At 63.1% G+C, this 15,005-nt stretch carries 11 protein-coding genes and 6 pseudogenes; 10 read left to right on the top strand and 7 right to left on the bottom strand.

The features are described from left to right. Positions 1 to 83: 83 nt before the first annotated feature. The 3 genes and pseudogenes from V5B44_RS26205 to V5B44_RS26195 all read left to right on the top strand — a co-directional run. Positions 84 to 364: pseudogene (locus V5B44_RS26205) on the top strand (Fic family protein); the annotation flags it as partial. 152 nt (positions 365 to 516) lie between these two features. Next, positions 517 to 882, top strand: coding sequence for a hypothetical protein (locus V5B44_RS26200; RefSeq protein WP_332362271.1), 366 nt, complete (start codon positions 517 to 519; stop codon positions 880 to 882). Positions 883 to 1,150: 268 nt separating this feature from the next. Next, positions 1,151 to 1,492: a YciI family protein gene (locus V5B44_RS26195; protein ID WP_332362269.1), complete on the top strand. Its 342-nt coding sequence runs from the start codon at positions 1,151 to 1,153 to the stop codon at positions 1,490 to 1,492. A gap of 315 nt (positions 1,493 to 1,807) precedes the next feature. Here V5B44_RS26195 and V5B44_RS26190 read toward each other — a convergent pair. Next, positions 1,808 to 2,591 (bottom strand): annotated as a pseudogene (locus tag V5B44_RS26190) (IS91 family transposase). Then, positions 2,588 to 2,728, bottom strand: a complete 141-nt coding sequence (locus tag V5B44_RS26185) for a hypothetical protein (RefSeq protein ID WP_332362267.1) — start codon at positions 2,726 to 2,728, stop codon at positions 2,588 to 2,590. The pseudogene V5B44_RS26190 and the gene V5B44_RS26185 overlap by 4 nt, the downstream one beginning before the upstream one ends. Here V5B44_RS26185 and V5B44_RS26180 point away from each other — a divergent pair. Together V5B44_RS26180 and V5B44_RS26175 are read left to right on the top strand one after the other, a co-directional pair. Continuing rightward, the gene (locus tag V5B44_RS26180; protein ID WP_332362265.1) at positions 2,708 to 2,860 is read left to right on the top strand and encodes a hypothetical protein; all 153 of its coding nucleotides are present in this window, start codon (positions 2,708 to 2,710) and stop codon (positions 2,858 to 2,860) included. The two genes, V5B44_RS26185 and V5B44_RS26180, sit on opposite strands and share 21 nt — an antisense overlap. A gap of 75 nt (positions 2,861 to 2,935) precedes the next feature. Then, a pseudogene (locus V5B44_RS26175) lies at positions 2,936 to 3,082 on the top strand (transposase zinc-binding domain-containing protein); the annotation flags it as partial. A 287-nt stretch (positions 3,083 to 3,369) separates the two neighbouring features. Here V5B44_RS26175 and V5B44_RS26950 read toward each other — a convergent pair. From V5B44_RS26950 to V5B44_RS26165, 3 genes and pseudogenes are all read right to left on the bottom strand, one after another. Further along, on the bottom strand, positions 3,370 to 3,666 hold the full coding sequence (locus V5B44_RS26950) for a type II toxin-antitoxin system RelE/ParE family toxin (RefSeq protein ID WP_169065422.1): 297 nt from the start codon (positions 3,664 to 3,666) through the stop codon (positions 3,370 to 3,372). After that, positions 3,663 to 3,887 carry an addiction module protein gene (locus tag V5B44_RS26170; RefSeq protein ID WP_169065423.1) on the bottom strand — a complete coding sequence of 75 codons (225 nt, stop codon included), beginning with the start codon at positions 3,885 to 3,887 and terminating at the stop codon, positions 3,663 to 3,665. The genes V5B44_RS26950 and V5B44_RS26170 overlap by 4 nt, the downstream gene beginning before the upstream one ends. A 224-nt stretch (positions 3,888 to 4,111) precedes the next feature. After that, positions 4,112 to 4,815: pseudogene (locus tag V5B44_RS26165) on the bottom strand (transposase); the annotation flags it as partial. Between the two features lie 97 nt (positions 4,816 to 4,912). Between V5B44_RS26165 and V5B44_RS26155 the strand changes: the two are divergent. From V5B44_RS26155 to V5B44_RS26145, 3 genes and pseudogenes are all read left to right on the top strand, one after another. Beyond that, positions 4,913 to 6,019, top strand: a pseudogene (locus tag V5B44_RS26155) (NAD(P)H-dependent oxidoreductase subunit E); the annotation flags it as partial. Between the two features lie 3 nt (positions 6,020 to 6,022). Further along, on the top strand, positions 6,023 to 9,532 hold the full coding sequence (gene fdhF, locus V5B44_RS26150) for a formate dehydrogenase subunit alpha (RefSeq protein WP_434735533.1): 3,510 nt from the start codon (positions 6,023 to 6,025) through the stop codon (positions 9,530 to 9,532). A gap of 11 nt (positions 9,533 to 9,543) precedes the next feature. Continuing rightward, positions 9,544 to 10,038: a DUF1499 domain-containing protein gene (locus V5B44_RS26145; protein WP_291997913.1), complete on the top strand. Its 495-nt coding sequence runs from the start codon at positions 9,544 to 9,546 to the stop codon at positions 10,036 to 10,038. 42 nt (positions 10,039 to 10,080) lie between these two features. Here V5B44_RS26145 and V5B44_RS26140 read toward each other — a convergent pair whose 3' ends face one another. Further along, positions 10,081 to 11,187 (bottom strand): GGDEF domain-containing protein, encoded by a 1,107-nt coding sequence (locus V5B44_RS26140; protein WP_169065427.1) that lies wholly within the window; start codon positions 11,185 to 11,187, stop codon positions 10,081 to 10,083. Between the two features lie 473 nt (positions 11,188 to 11,660). Between V5B44_RS26140 and V5B44_RS26135 the strand changes: the two are divergent. After that, a pseudogene (locus V5B44_RS26135) lies at positions 11,661 to 12,831 on the top strand (IS3 family transposase); the annotation flags it as partial. A 355-nt stretch (positions 12,832 to 13,186) separates the two neighbouring features. Then, positions 13,187 to 13,996 carry a PEP-CTERM sorting domain-containing protein gene (locus tag V5B44_RS26130; RefSeq protein WP_291997912.1) on the top strand — a complete coding sequence of 270 codons (810 nt, stop codon included), beginning with the start codon at positions 13,187 to 13,189 and terminating at the stop codon, positions 13,994 to 13,996. A 195-nt stretch (positions 13,997 to 14,191) separates the two neighbouring features. Here V5B44_RS26130 and tpiA read toward each other — a convergent pair whose 3' ends face one another. Next, the gene (tpiA, locus tag V5B44_RS26125; RefSeq protein ID WP_169065428.1) at positions 14,192 to 14,959 is read right to left on the bottom strand and encodes a triose-phosphate isomerase; all 768 of its coding nucleotides are present in this window, start codon (positions 14,957 to 14,959) and stop codon (positions 14,192 to 14,194) included. Between the last annotated feature and the right edge of the window lie 46 nt (positions 14,960 to 15,005).

Genomic DNA, 15,005 nt, shown 5'->3' with positions numbered 1-15,005 from the left:
GCAACAATCATGGCTGACAGCGCAGGAAGGTGTGTGCTCACCGGCCACCGAAACGGGTATAAATGGATGCGCTATCGGACACCATGATCGGCTCCAGCACCGTCCACCAGATCACTCCTGAAATCCTCGGTCCCATGGCTGGCATCGATGAGTTCAAGGGCGCCTGGCGTTGTCTCGGTACCTTGGCTTGGCACCGGGTCGGCGCGCCGCGTTACGGCGGGTGGCCACCATCGAGAGTATCGGCTCATCCACCCGCAGCGAAGGCAGCCGGCTTGCGGACCGTGACGTCGAACGTCGGCTGTCCCGGCTGCAAATGGAGTCGGAGTCGTTTACCAGCCGCGATGAGCAGCAGCTAGCCGGCTATGTTGGCTCACAGCGAGAAGGACGCCTGCCACCGGGAAAACCACAAAACCTCGTCGAAGAGCAGCGAAGCCCCGTAAAGCAAGCTCTCTGGCCGGCGGCGACCATCCCGCTCGTTGCCGGCCCTCGCCGCCCACACCCTGGACAGATCGATCGATGCCGGAGAACCAAGGGTCCATGCCGACGATCGATCATTCCATCAAAAACATCGAAGGTTCCATGTCGGCGATAGAACGGTCCATGAAAAACATGGAACATTTCATCTCGCTGATGGAACGGTCCATGAAAAAGATGGAACATTTCATCCCGCTGATGAAACGCTTCATGAAGAAGATGGAACATTTCATCCCGCTGATGGAACGGTCCATGAAAAAGATGGAACATTTCATCCCGACGATAGACGCTTCCGTCAAAAACATGAAACGATCGAGCTTGGCGATGAACCATTCCCTGCCAACGACAGAAGGCTTCAGCACCGACAGGGAGCGATTCGCCAATCTCGGCCAATTGGTTGGAGCGTGAAAGATTTGAGAAAGACCACAATGTCAATTCTGCTAGTGGGCGCCTCGCCAAGGGTTGGGGCTGGCTTTGTGATTCCACGAACCAAAAGGCACTGGCAATTATTGGCAGCGTATTGGCCGCGCTTGCAGGAGGCGGCTGGACTGTGTATACATGGCTCATAGCGAGAGGCTGGTTCAAGTGACGCCCAACCCATCATTCCACCGGACCTGCGCGAAAAGCCGCGCAGGCCGGTGAATTCAAACGTTGGGCCGCAAGAAGGAGCGATACGATGCCTCGATATTTGATTTCGTTTGATGACGGATCGATGGACCATATTCCCGATGAAGATTGGCCGTCGGTGGGCGAGGCATCACATAAGGTGGTTCGGGAAGCAAAGGCCGCAGGAGTCTGGATCTTCGGCGGCGGTGTCGAGCGCCAGCAATCGACCATCGTTGCGACAGATGGGACCACCACAGCCGGACCAGTACGGGAGACAAAGGCGGTCGTTGGAGGGTTCTCGATCATTGAGGTTTCTTCGCGTGAGGAGGCACTCGTTTGGGCTGCCAAAATCGCCATAGGATGTCGCTGCGCACAGGAGGTCCGGGAGATCATGTTCGATCCGGAGTCGTAACGTATGGCCGGTCTGCGGCCTAACGAATAAGGATAGATCGTGCGCAGCCACGATCTGATCCGTTTGTTGGACGAGCCCGGCCGGAGTGCTGGGCGCCCCCTCTGCAAATATCTTTTTGGGTTACTCCGGAAGCATGGGCTCCGGATGGCCGGGAGCCGAGAAGTCCCGGCGCGCTGCGGGACAGGCAGCGAAGATCTTGCGAATCCGGCCGTTTTGGCGTCCCGGCCCCCGAATTCCGGGCGACCGCGCCACGCAGCTTGGGGAAACTGAAGTCCCGAACGCGGCCGGATAGCGCCGTGAAGGCGGCTTACATGATCAGAGGGCGACCGCAACGACCGGTGGCATAGCAACGACACTGGACGACGTCGATCGAATCCGCGTCCCGACGATCACCGTCACGGCGCCACAGCACGCGCAAAGCATCGCTGGCCGCGCCTTGCGCGGTGGCGTGAAGCGGCTGGGATCGAACTTCAGCATGAGATGCAGCAAGCCGATCAGGCGCTTGCAATTGGCGTGCAGGAAGCCGAAATTGAACAGATAAACGCCGTTCTTGCCGCGCCGCTTGCGTCGCCAGCGCTGCTTCGCTGCATCGACCGCCGCCGCGGGGACGACGAGATGGACATGCGGGTGGAAGTCGAGCCGGCGCGAGTGCGTGTGCAGGACCGCGGAGCGTCAAGGCCCCCGGAGTGCCCTGCAACTGCCGGTCGTTCTGGCTGAAGCGATGCACCGTTTGCCAGGCGCAGGACATCAGGAGATCGAAGGCGACCTCGGCATGCGCCGCAACGAGCCCGCGCGATTCCGCCGGCAGCGTGAAGGTCAGCAGAAAGTAGTCGGCCGGGACGAAGCGCTGCATCTGACGTTCCAGCCATTGCCGGCTCTCGTGGTGCTGGCAGTGCGGGCAAAGGCGATGGCCGCAGGAATGCGGAACGAGTTTTTGCTGATCGCAGCCTTCGCACTGGACCTGCATCATCGGGCTGGCCGGCCTGCGGCAATCGCGCATCGCCGAGAGCGCCCGAAGCTGCTCGAAGCTCAGCCGGTGGCGAAATTGCGTCATGAAGTCCGCTTCGAACTGGGCGATGACAGAGCCGAGGCGGATCATCGCGGCGTCCCCTTGGCCAGGCAATAGCGGTCCATCAGCGCGTTGATGCGCTCGATGGCGTGATGCCTGGTTTGCTCCGTCAGATGGGTGTAGCGAACGGTCGTGAGAATCGAGTGATGGCCGAGAATGCGCTGCACCTCGGTGAGCTCGACACCATCCCGCGTCTGCTGGGACACGGCCGCGTCAGCACGACGATGCGCTACTTCCATCTGGCGCGCACGCGGCTAACCGGTACCACCTCTACGCTCGAACTGCTCACGCCCAGCTGACCGGCGCCGGTGAAAGCGGCCGGCCTGGCCGGGGTGTTGGCCACCTTCGGCCAGGCTTAGCTCGCCAGCAAGCCTTTGGCGCGCGGGGCAGCCCGCGTCTGGCGTGCGATCCTTGCCTGTCGCACGGCGATCCTCGGCGGTCACGTCGAAAGCTGTGAGCACTGCGGCACGACCCGGCACGTCTATCACTCGTGCAGGAAGCGGCACTGCCCGCAATGCAAGATCGGGCAGTTTCGCGTGCTCGCGACCCTCTTGCCACAACGCAATCTCCCGAATCCGCGCGGACCGCCGCGATGATCGACGTCGGTTGCTCTCTTCCGGAGTCATCGGGTGGCGCTGCCATCCGCAGCGCCGTTCGCCTTTTTGGCAGCCGATCGGTGCCAGGAGTCCCGCGCCTACCGGCTGCGCTTCGGCTTGTCGATCTTCCGCGAGCTTTGCCGGCTATCGATGGGCAGCTAGCCGCTCGGCGGATTCATGCCAAGCGACTGACTTCGGACCGTCCTATCGCCTTAGCGCTCGCGCCAGTATCCTGGCTTGCGGCGTTGGTGCGCGACAGCGAGCACTGTCACGGTATTGCCTCGAATCTCGTAAAAGACCGTGTAAGGAAAGTGACGGAGAATGTTTCGCCTGATTGCATCCTCGTCTTCGGAGCACATCAGCGCACTGATACCAAGCCGATCAATGGCCCCAAGGGTCTCGGTTCGAAAAGCATCGGCCGCAATTGGGCTGCGCTCAAAGTACCAGAGGAATGCCTCTCTGATTTCTGCCTCAGCCTCGGGCAGAATCTCGACTACAAAGCGAGTCACAGAGTGCTCAGTCTTGCTCTGGCTTCCGTCCAAGAAACGGCCTTTACTGTTCCCGCTCGTAGGGCCGCTTGCCGCGATCTGATTTCCTGCCGCCAAGCTTCCGCAATTGAAGAATCGTCACTGCCTTCGAGACTATCGAGTAGCGCTACGGTCAAGGCTGCACGCTCGGCGGCTGGCAGGCCGAGAGCTTCGTCCAGAAGGTGATCTACGTGGGCGTTCATGCAGCAAAGTCTAGCACTCAGATTGGGCCGGGTCACTGCCTGCTTGGAGGCGATGCCCAACGAATAGGGATAGATCGTGCGAAGCCACGATCTGATCCCTTTGTTGGACGAGCCCGGTCCGGAGGGCTGAGCGCCCCCCCCTGCAAATATCTTTTTTGGATTTGCCCCACAGGCATGAACGCCGGAGGGCCGGGAGCGGGAAGTTGCGGCGCGCTGCGGCGCAGTCAAGGAAGATCTCGCAAATCCGGGCGTTTTAGCGTCCCGGCCACTGAATTCGGGGCGACCGCAACGAGCGGTGGAACGGCAACGATGCCGGGTAATGTCGATCGAATCCGCGTCCTGACGATCGCCATCACGGCGCCACAGCACGAGCAACGCATCGCTGGCCGCTCCTTGCGCGGTGGCGTGAAGCGGCTGGGATCGAACTTCGGCAAGCGATGCAGCAAGCCCATCAGCCGCTTGCAATTGGCGTGCAGGAAGCCGAAATAGCGCGCGCGGCGAAAGCCCTTGGGCAGCAGGTGCTGGAGAATCAGCCAGAGGAAATCGGCGCCGGCGAGCGCGCGCTTTTGCACCTTGTTCGTCTTTGCGCTGCGATAGCGGAAGCTCACCCGGCCATTCTCGCAGGCGAGGATGGCCTGTTCACGGATGACGCCGCGGTAGAGGTAGCGACCGAGGGTGATCAGGGCCTTCTCGCCATTACCCACCGATTGGCAGTGCGCCACCCATTGCCGCGGAGCGTCAAGGCCCCCGGCCTGCCCGGCAACTGCCGGTCGTTCTGGCTGAAGCGATGCACCGTTTCCCAGGCACAGCGCATCAGGAGAGCGAAGACGACCTCGGCGTGCGCCGCAACGAGCCCGCGCAATTCCGCTGCCAGCGTGAAGGTCAGCAGAAAGTAGTCGGCCGGGACGAGGCGCTGCATCTGACCCTCGGTGAGCTCGACGCCGGCCTCGAGCAGGTGCGTGGCATAGGCGCCACTATGCTTGTTAGTTTGTTAGCATGGCCACTTCGAATCGGGAAGCCAGCGCATGGACAACAGCGAGCAACCGCCAGCAGGGCGACGCAAGGGACGCGGGCAGCGGCGGGGGCGGCGCGTTGACGTAGCCACGCGGGACGCGGTCGCCGCGCTGCTGAGCGATCTGCCGCTGCGCCGCGATCTGTTGATCGAATATCTGCACCGGCTTCAGGACAGCCGCGGCTGCTTGCGTGCGGGCGAACTGGTGGCGCTTGCCGACCTGCTGCGCATCGGCGTCGCCGAGGTCTACGAGACGGCGACCTTCTATGCTCATTTCGACCTGCGCGATGATGACGAAGCCGTGCCGGCGCTCGCTGTGCGCGTCTGTGACGGGCTCAGCTGCCGGCTGCAGGGAGGCTTGCAACTCGACGCCGCCTTGCGCGCGCAGCTCGATCCAGGGCAGGCGAGAGTGTTGCGCGCGCCGTGCATGGGCCGTTGCGATCTCGCGCCGGTGGTGCAAGTAGGCAAGCGCCACGCCGACCGCGCCAGTGCCAGCGACGTGCTGGCCCTGATCGAAGTTGGCGAATTTGCAGCCTTGCCGGTCGTCAGCGAGACGCTGGCCGCCTACCGCGCACGCGGTGGCTACCGGCAGCTGCTGGCGCTGCGCGACGGTAGCCTGCAGGCCGAAGCCGTGATCGCCGAACTCGAAGCAGCCGGCTTGCGCGGAATGGGCGGCGCCGGTTTTCCCGCCGCGCGCAAGTGGCGACTGCTGCGCGCCGCGCCAGCGCCTCGCTACCTGGTCTGCAACGCCGACGAGGGCGAGCCGGGCACTTTCAAGGACCGGGTGATTCTCGAAGAGCAGACACACCCCTTCCTTGATGGCTTGCTGCTGGCAGCGGCCTGTATCGGCGCGCAGCGCTGCTGGATCTACCTGCGCGACGAGTACCCCGCGGCACACACGCTGCTGCGCCACGAGATCGCGGCGCTCGAAGCAGCGCAGCTGATCGAGCCGGGTTTCATCGACCTGCGGCGTGGTGCGGGCGCATACATCTGCGGCGAAGAATCGGCGCTGATCGAGTCCATCGAGGGCAAGCGCGGCTACCCGCGGCAACGCCCGCCCTACGTCGCCGAGGTGGGGCTGTTCGGACGCCCGACGCTGGTCAACAACGTCGAGACGCTGGCCATGGTGCCGACAATTCTCGCGAGCGGCGGTGCGCGCTTCGCGGCGCTGGGCAGCGAGGGTTTCACCGGCCTGCGCAGCTACTCGGTCTCCGGCCGGGTACGCGAGCCCGGTGTGAAGCTCGCGCCGGCCGGGGTCAGCGCGCGCAAGCTCATTGATGACTACTGCGGTGGCATGGCCGATGGGCAGCAACTGCTGGCCTATCTGCCGGGCGGTGCTGCGGGGGGGATTCTGCCGGCGAGCATGGCCGAGCTGCCGCTACACTTCGGCGAACTGGAAAAGCACGGCGCACTGGTTGGATCGGCGGCGGTGATCGTTCTCTCCGACCGTGACGACCTGCGCGCCGCGGTGCAGGCGCTGCTCGAGTTTTTCGCCGACGAGAGCTGCGGCCAGTGCACGCCGTGCCGGGTCGGCACCGAGAAGATGCTGGCACTGTTCGCGGCGCCTGAGCTCGATGTCGAATTGCTCAAGGAACTGGCGGCGGTGATGCGCGAGGCGTCGATCTGTGGCTTGGGGCAGGCGGCGCCGAATCCGCTCACCACGGCACTGACTTATTTCCCGCAGCAGCTAACGGTCATGGCTGCCCCCCCTCTTCCCCTCTTCCCCTCTTCCCCTTTTCCCCGGCCCTTCCCCCGCGCGGGGAGAAGGGAGATTGGTGAGTCGCGTACGCGACTTTCCCGGTACGGAGGAAGCGCGATGAGTGATGTAGTACGGCCAGTGCAAGCGACGCAGCTGCTCTTTGAACTCGACGGTCGCACGCTGACGGCTCTGCCCGGCGAAACGATCTGGCAGGCCGCCAGGCGCGCGGGCACGACGATTCCGCATCTATGCACGCGCGAGGCGCCGGACTATCGGCCGGGCGGCAACTGCCGGGCGTGCATGGTCGAGATCGACGGCGAGCGCAACCTGGCGCCGAGTTGCACTCGCCAGGTCAGCGCCGGCATGCGCGTGCACAGTGACACTTCCGAACGCGCGCTGAACAGCCGGCGGCTGGTGATGGAACTGCTGCTCAGCGAGCAGCCGCCGCGCCCACAAGCGCACGATCGCAACGCGTCGTTCTGGCACTGGGCCGAGCAATTGGGCTTGCAGGACAGCCGTTTCCCGTCGCGCGCCGCCATGGCCGGCACAGCGCCCGCCCCCCTCCCCGACCGCAGCCACCCGGCGATGAGCGTGCACCTCGACGCCTGCATCCACTGCCAGCTGTGCGTGCAGGCCTGCCGCGACATCCAGGCCAACGACGTGATCGGCATGGCCGGTCGCGGCGCAGCGGCGAAAATCGTCTTCGATCTCGACGATGCCATGGGCGATTCGAGCTGCGTCGGCTGCGGCGAGTGCGTGCAGGCCTGCCCGACCGGCGCGCTGATGGCGACGACGATGCAGGCCGCAGACGGCAGCGGCCTGCTCGCGACGGGGGAGTCGGTCGACCGCGTCGTGCCCAGCATCTGCCCCTACTGCGGCGTCGGCTGCCAGATCGACTATCAGGTGCGCAAGGAGCAGATCGTCGCCGTCACTGGCCGCAATGGTCCGGCCAACCGCGAGCGCCTGTGCGTCAAGGGCCGCTTCGGCTTCGATTACGTGCACTCGCCGCAGCGCTTGCTGACGCCGCTGATCCGCCGTGACGATGCGCCGAAAGTTGCCGACGCCACCTTCGACCCGGCCAATCCGCTTACCCATTTTCGCGAAGCGAGCTGGGCCGAAGCGCTAGAGCGCGCCGCCGCAGGGCTGCGCGCGATACGCCAGCAGCACGGCGGCAAGGCGCTCGCCGGCTTCGGTTCGGCCAAGTGCAGCAACGAGGAAGCCTACCTCTTCCAGAAACTGGTACGCACCGGTTTCGGCACCAACAACGTCGACCATTGCACGCGGTTGTGTCACGCCTCCTCGGTAGCGGCCCTGATCGAGGGCGTCGGCTCCGGCGCGGTTTCGGCATCGTTCATGCAGATCGACAAGGCCGAAGTGGCGATTCTCATCGGCTGCAACCCGGAAGCCAACCACCCGGTCGCCGCGACTTTCTTCAAGCGTGCCGCGCGCCGGGGCACGCGGCTGATCGTCATCGATCCGCGCCGCCACGGCCTGGCGCGCTTTGCCGATCAGACCCTGCAGTTTCGCCCCGGCAGCGACGTCGCGCTGCTCAACGCCATGCTGCACACCATTGTCGACGAGGAACTCTTCGACCCGGCCTATATCGCCCGTAACACCAGCGGCTTCGACGCCATGCGCGCACACCTGGCCGCCTACAGCCCGGAAGCGATGGCCGAAGTCTGCGCTATCGCCGCCGCCCAGATCCGCGAAGTGGCACGGCTCTACGCGCGCTCGAAAGCGTCGATGATCTTCTGGGGAATGGGCATTTCGCAACATGCCCATGGCACCGACAATGCGCGTTGCCTGATTGCCATGGCGCTGATGACCGGCCACATCGGTCGCCCCGGCACCGGCCTGCATCCGCTGCGCGGGCAGAACAATGTCCAGGGGGCATCGGATGCCGGCCTGATCCCGATGTTCCTGCCCGACTACCTGCCCATCTCGCTGGCCGCCAATCGGCAAGGCTTCGAGCAATTGTGGACGACGACGCTCGATCCTCAGCCGGGGCTGACCGTTGTCGAGATCATGAACGCCGCTGCTGCCGGCGACATTCGCGGCATGTACATCGTCGGCGAAAACCCGGCCATGTCGGACCCCGATCTCAAGCACGCGCGCCAGGCGCTGGCGTCGCTCGATCACCTGGTGGTGCAGGATCTGTTTCTCACCGAAACCGCCATCTACGCCGACGTCATCCTGCCGGCCTCGGCCTGGCCGGAAAAGGAAGGCACGGTGACGAACACCAATCGCCAGGTTCAGCTCGGCCGCCAGGCCCTGCCGCTGCCCGGCGATACCCGGCCTGACTGGTGGATCATCCAGGAACTGGCGCGCCGCCTCGACCTCGACTGGCAATACGAAGGACCGGCGGCAATCTATGCCGAGATGCGCCAGGCGATGCCCTCCCTGGCCCATATCAGTCGCGAGCGGCTCGAACGCGAGGGCTCGGTCAGCTACCCGTGTGCCGGCGAGGATCTCCCCGGTGCCGACGTCGTCTTCGCGAACGGCTTCCCGACGCCGAGCGGCCGCGCCGGCTTCGTCGCCGCCGCGCTGCTACCGCCCGACGAGCAGCCCAGCGAGGACTACCCGCTGGTGCTATCCACCGGGCGACTGCTCGAGCACTGGCATACCGGTGCCATGAGCCGGCGCAGCGCGGCACTGGACGCCCTGGAACCCGAAGCGGTGGTTACCGTCAGCGACCAGGATCTGCGCCGACTTGGCCTCGCCGACGGCGAGCGCGTCCGCCTGATCACCCGGCGCGGCGCAATCGAGGTCACGGCACATGCCGATCCGGCGGTCGCGCCGGGGTCGCTGTGGCTGCCGTTCTGCTTCCACGAAGCCGCCGCCAATCGCCTGACCAACCCGGTGCTCGACCCCTTTGGAAAAATTCCCGAGTTCAAGTATTGCGCCGTGCGCCTGGAGCGCGCCGGAATCTCATGAGGCGCGTTTGGATGCTCAAGTTCCTGCACCGGCTAGGCATTGGCGTCGCCCTGCTGGCGGCCCTTCTGTGGGCTGCCGGCCAACTCGGCCTGTTCACCGGCACGCCGCCGAGCGACCTGGGCGTTCGCGACGGAAAGCTCCCTCGACCATCGGCAACACCGAACAGCGTCAGCAGCCAGGCCAGGCTATGGCCAGATCATCCGCAGGGCGAGTACGCAGACATCGCACCGCTGGCGCTGCTGCGCAGCGATGGACCAGCCACCATCGCCAAGCTCAAAACGCTGCTGGCGAGCGAGCCGGGAGCCACCCTGATCGACAGCCGAGCCGACTATCTCTATGTGCAATACACCACCCGACTGCTGAAGTTCGTCGACGACGTCGAATTCTGGTTCGACCCGGCCAACGAGGTGATCCAGGTGCGCTCGGCATCGCGCATCGGGCGCAGCGACCTCGGCGTCAATCGCCAGCGCATCGAAGCCCTGCGCCAGCGGCTCGCGAACTCCTGATCGAAGGCAGGATGCGATGTCGACAGCGGTGATCGAAATAGTTCACTGTCCCGTCCTGACGCAATTCTTGCCCACTTGCTTGGCCACATAGACGGCCTGGTCTGCCGCCTTGATCAGCTCTTCAAAACTTGCGACGGCAGGCGTTCTGGCCGCAACCCCGACACTGATACTACCGTGCCAGGGCTCACCGCCAGTCGGCACGCGCAGGGCCGCGACAGCTATCCGGGTCAACTCGGCGATATGCATTCCGCCCTCCTTGTCGGTATCCGGGCAGATGACCAGAAATTCGTCGCCACCGAGACGGCAGACCACGTCGTCACTGCGAAAGGAATGCTGCAGCCTCTTGGCCAACTCGATCAGCACCCCATCGCCCGCGTCATGGCCACAGGTATCATTGACCCGCTTGAAGTGATCCGCATCGATCATCATGCACACCAGCGGCGAATCGTTCTCGACCGACTCCTCCCATAGCGATGCCAGTGCCCGCAGCGCGTGGCGGCGATTGGGAAGCCCGGTAAGGGCGTCGGTCAAAGACAGTTCGACCAGTTGAAGATTCGCTTCCGACAGTTCCCGGGTACGTTGGCGCACTTTCTCTTCGAGCGAGCGATTCAAGGCCAGCAAATCCCGGTTCCTCGCCGAGACCTGATTGAACAGGCCGTTTAGCGCGATGAGCAGGGGCTCGGTGGCATTGTTGCTGGCTTTCTCTTTTTCGTCATAGGCTCTGCTTGCTTCCATACCACTCCCGATGGCGGCCATCTGCCTGGCCATGTTCTGGTCTGAACCGAGGATGTGATAGGCGAGCCAGTGCGTCAGAAGATCAAGAATATGCTTTGCCGCATCGAGATTATCCGGAGTAACACCGGCATGCATGGCGCTGATCTCGCGCAGAAAACTGCGATGCGCTTCAATGTGAGGGCCGAGATGACGCCGATCGATACCCACTTTCAACATCAAGGCCTCTTCTTCCTGGAAATGGTACCTGGCGTAATCGGCCAGCTTCGCGAAGACCTCTTCAAGATCACTGAAGGCGACTTTGTTTTCCGTCAGCAGGTCGCCAAACTGGTTGATGATCCCGACCAGATGTTGATGCTGCTGATCGACATCTGAAAAGCCGGTAACAAAGTGCTTGTCCCAACGAAATGATTCCATAGACGAATTGCCTCCCCCGTTGATTTCCTGCTCCCGTAAGCGCTGCCGAGCGAGCACTTTGCACAGCGCAATGGCGACTCGGGCCGTCGCCACTCGCTGCGCGAAGTTCTATGCCTGCTGATTTCCGGCAGGCGCAGCTCCAGCGCCGGTGGTGCCAAGCTGACGGGTCAGCAAAGCGCCGCCCTCGACTGTTCCTTTTGTCCAAGGAAGCAGGGCATCCTACCAATTTTTCTCGAAGCTTGCGGGCCAAGGCGATCACCCAAGTCCGGCGATTGACATTCTCGCCGAGCGGCTGCCATGACTCTGGCACACACGCGGGAGTGGCACGAAGGTCGCCTCGTAGGGAATGACCTCGGTGCAGCGCCGACGTAAGGGAAACGCCCGCATCGCGCGATGTTCGCTTCGCTACTATAGTGGTCCCTGGAAATCAGACAGTGGTTTAAGCTGTGCTCCATCATAGGGAGCGAGAAGCGATGAGTGAAGTAGCGACGCGGAAGGTACATACGCCGGAGTTCAAGGCCAAGGTTGGTCTGGAAGCTGTACGCGGGGTCAAGACGATCAACGAGATTGGGCGGGAGTACGGCGTGCATCCTGTCCAGGTTGGGCAATGGAAGAAGGCCATCCAGGAGAATGCCAAGACGCTGTTTGAAGGCAAGCGCGGCCCCAAGCCAGCGGCGGCGCACCGTGAGCCAGAGCTGTTGTACAGCGAGATCGGCAAGTTGAAGATGGAACTCGACTGGCTCAAAAAAAAGTCTGGGATCAGCCTGCCGTGATACGGCATGGGTGGATCGACCCAGGCGAGCCCGTCGCCGTGGTGCAGCAATGCGCTCTGGCAGGGTTATGCCGAGCCACGGTCTATGCGCAGCGCCGGCCGCCGGTGGTCGATGCCAGCGATCTCGTCCACAGTCGGCTGATCGACGAGGAGTACACGCGGCACCCGTTTTACGGCACCCGCCGGATGGTGATTTTTCTTGCGCAAGCGGGGCACACGGTCAATCGCAAGCGGGTACGACGCCTGATGCGACTGATGGGGCTGTCGGGCATGGCGCCGGGGCCGAACACCAGCCGTCCGCGCCCTGAGCACCCGGTCTATCCGTATCTACTGCGTGGCGTTGCTGTGGTCAGACCCAATCAGGTGTGGAGCACGGACATTACCTACATCCGGCTGGCGCACGGCTTCGCCTACCTGGTCGCGGTGATCGACTGGTACAGCCGCAAGGTGCTCAGCTGGCGGATCAGCAACAGCATGGAAGCGGTGTTCTGTGTCGACTGCCTGGAGGAGGCCCTGCGTAGCCACGGCACGCCAGAAATCTTCAACAGCGATCAGGGCGCGCAGTTCACCAGTGAAGCCTTCACGGGGTGCTGAAGCGGGAAGGCGTGGTCATCAGCATGGATGGGCGGGGGCGCGTGTTCGACAACATCTTCGTCGAGCGGCTCTGGCGCAGCGTCAAGTACGAGGACGTGTATCTGAAGGGCTATGCCACGATGGGCGAATTGATGGTTGGCCTCGCCGAGTACTTTGCCTTCTATAACGGCGAGCGTCCGCACCAGTCGCTGGGCAACACGGCACCCGCAGTCGTCTATCGCAATGGCATAGGTGGCGGAGCGTTGATCCTCGACAAGTTTGGCCGCGCGGGTGGGGAATCGCCTGTTCCGCTACGCTCCACAGGCGATTCCCCACCCGCAGAAGCAAAGTCAACGACAGCATCAAAAGCAGAGTCAAAGGCAACACCGGGGCAGCGCCGTCCAGCTGCTAGCGAAGTCAAATGCACAACTTAAACTGGGTTGATATTTGTCTTGACTCAGGGGACCACTTTACTTACACTCCGCGCTGGCGCCGGCCGCCAATACTTTTCCATACGTCTGTTTATAAACAATAATTGCTATCAGCCATGATTATTGCATAGACGTCAACTTGACGGTGGAGGCATTCAAGGCCCACATGTCAATCGACCGACCACTTCGCAATTTCAACCCTTTTTTGATTGGAGAAGCATCCATGTCACGCATGAGCGTTGTAGTCGGTAGTGCTACCTTCGTGCTCGGCGCACTCGCCTGGCATCCTGCGTCTGCCATAACCATAACCATCGATGACTTCGTTACCGTACAAAACGCGGAGGTGCTTGCCAGCGCCCCACCAATTGCGTCTGCCGGAAGCGCGCTAGCTGCCCCCGGTGTAATTGGCGGCGAGCGCGATCTCTACGTTGAAAAAACCGCCGGAGACGATGACGAGCGGGTGCGAGCTCGGATAAACCCGAGCGGACTAAACTTGCTGCGCATGACGATTGACGATGCAAAGGGGCGCGTGGTAATGACCTGGGACGGAAGCGATGGCCTGTTCGCTCCCGGTCAGGTAAGTTATGCGGGCCTTGGCGGGATAGACTTCACCCAGGCGTTGCAACTCGACCTCCTGGTAACGTTTTCGGACGTCGGCGGTCCGGTCAAGTTTGTCTTCTGGGACGCAGCGGACCTCTCAGGGAACACTCGCGCCACGACGACATTCACGGTCCCTGGGAGCATTCCTGCCGCCTCGAGCGTCACGCTCTCCAAGACCTTCTTGTCTTCCGATTTCACCGCGACGGGCGGAACCCTGGCCAGTATTTTCGCCAACGTCGGGGCAATCCAGATGGAAATCGATGCGCGCGCTGTAGCGCAGGAAGGGTGGGACGCGCGCTTCGACTATGTTCGCGCAACTGGCACGCTGCCGCCGACCGGCGTGCCCGAACCTTCCACACTGGCGCTCCTGGGACTCGGTCTCGTTGGCCTGGCACAGCGTGCCCGTCGCCACCGCAACTCCCCGACCGCCTAAACGAGCCTAGAGTAGAAACCGACACAGTAACGGGGCCGCCCATCCCTTCGCTGGCCCCGTTCAGTCTTCCTGGCGACATCCTTGCGGCAGATGCGAAAACCGATTCATCGTCCTGGCTAGAACTCGACCCTGCCCCTGAACACGAAAACGCGGGCCCCGCAACTGCGGCGCCCGCGCTTCTTGGGGAGAAAGGACTTACTTGCTGATCGACTCACCCGGCGTAACGATACCCAGGAAGCTGTCGGCCTTGAGCGCGGCGCCGCCGATCAGGCCGCCGTCGATGTCTTTCTGAGCGAGCAGGCCGGCGGCGTTGTCCGGCTTCATCGAGCCACCGTACTGGATGCTGATCGACTGTGCGACATCGTCGCCGAAGAGCTTGGCCAGCAGGCCGCGCACCAGCGCATGCGCCTCCTGTGCTTCGCCATCGCTGGCGGTAACGCCGGTGCCAATGGCCCACACCGGCTCGTAGGCGACGACGGTGCGCAGCGCTTCGTCAGCGGAAAGCCCGGCGTAGGCGCCATTGACCTGCGTCGTCAGCACGCTTTCCAGCTTGCCGCCCTTGCGCTCGTCGAGGGTCTCGCCGATGCAGACGATCGGGCCCATGTCCAGCGAAAGAACCTTCTTGATTTTCTTGTTGACCGTTTCGTCGGTCTCGCCGAAATAGCTGCGCTGCTCGGAGTGGCCGATGATGACCATATCGACACCGATGTCCTTGAGCATGTCGGCACTGACCTTGCCGGTGAAGGCACCCTGGTTTTCCCAGTGAACGTCCTGCGCCGCGAGCTTGACGTTGCTGCCCTTGACGACGTCGGCGACCTTGGCCAGCGCCAGATAGGTGGGAGCAATGGCGACGACGACGTTCTTGATGTCTTTGGCGGCGGCGACCACTTCGCTGGCCAGCCTGACTGACTCGGCAACCGACTTGTTCATCTTCCAGTTGCCGGCAATAACGATTTTACGCATGGTATTCCTTTTGTTGGTTAATGTGAAAGTCGCGCAAGCGACTCAC

This window comes from Candidatus Accumulibacter necessarius (assembly GCF_036625085.1).
This window is presented reverse-complemented; position numbering and strand designations above follow the sequence as displayed.